General features: G+C 76.1%; 1 protein-coding gene. It reads left to right on the plus strand.

Annotation, left to right across the window (positions count from 1 at the left end; translation table 11 throughout):
- Positions 1-628, plus strand: a 628-nt coding sequence (locus QSJ97_RS24625; protein WP_285675148.1) for a tyrosine-type recombinase/integrase, incomplete at both ends; no start/stop codon positions are given.

The raw sequence follows: 628 nt of genomic DNA on the forward strand, positions 1-628 counted from the left end.
CCTCGCGGTGCTGCAGCCGATCTGGCTCGAGAAGCCCGAGACCGCGCGCCGGCTGCGCCAGCGGCTCCGCACCGTCTTCGACTGGACCATCGCGGCGCGGCACCGGAGCGAGGCCAACCCGCTCGCCGGGATCGAGAAGGCGCTGCCGCGGCAGGCCGACCGGGCGACCCATCACGCGGCGCTGCCCTGGGCCGAGCTGCCGGCGCTGATGGCGCGGCTTGCCGAGGCCGGGGGCAGCGGCGCGCTGGCGCTGCGCTTCTGCATCCTCACCGCGGCGCGCTCGGGCGAGGTGCGGGGCGCGCGCTGGGAGGAGGTCGACGCGGACCGCGCGGTCTGGACCGTTCCGGCGGCGCGCATGAAGGGCGGGCGGGAGCACCGGGTGCCGCTGGCGCCGGCCGCCCTTGCGGTGCTCGAGGCGGCACGCGGCCACGATGCGGCGCTCGTCTTCCCGGGCCGGAGCGCGGACCGGCCGATCTCCGACATGACCATGACGAAGGCGCTCAGGCAGCTCGGCGTCGGTGCGACAGTCCACGGCATGCGCTCCACCTTCCGCGACTGGGCCTGGGAGCAGACCGGCACACCGCGCGAGATCGCCGAACTCTGCCTCGCCCATCAGGTCGGCAACGCG

Source organism: Paralimibaculum aggregatum, from assembly GCF_030270585.1.
Lineage (GTDB): Bacteria > Pseudomonadota > Alphaproteobacteria > Rhodobacterales > Rhodobacteraceae > Thermohalobaculum > Thermohalobaculum aggregatum.